General features: G+C 45.0%; 1 protein-coding gene. It reads left to right on the top strand.

The annotated features are described in order from the left end of the window. Positions 1-242 (top strand): hypothetical protein (locus AAEY75_RS16740; RefSeq protein WP_352260286.1); only part of this gene is annotated, 242 nt, incomplete at both ends.

A 242-nucleotide genomic window follows, 5' to 3' on the forward strand; every position in this document is an offset into this window, starting at 1 on the left:
GACCAAATCGTTGATCAACAGGACCGAACTCGTACTAACGGTAGCTTAGTATTCCAGTATGCTCCGTCTGACGACGTCAGCATTACCTTGGATGGTTTTATTTCAAAATTTGAAGTGGATTCTGAAGTTACCGATTTAGCATCATGGTTTGAGCCAGACCGCGTTGGTAATGCCACTATCGACCCTGCAACAGGCACCTTATTAACCTTTAGCCAAGATGTGGGTTTACATCAAGGCAGTGG

Source organism: Psychrobacter sp. TB55-MNA-CIBAN-0194, from assembly GCF_040309505.1.
Lineage (GTDB): Bacteria > Pseudomonadota > Gammaproteobacteria > Pseudomonadales > Moraxellaceae > Psychrobacter > Psychrobacter fozii.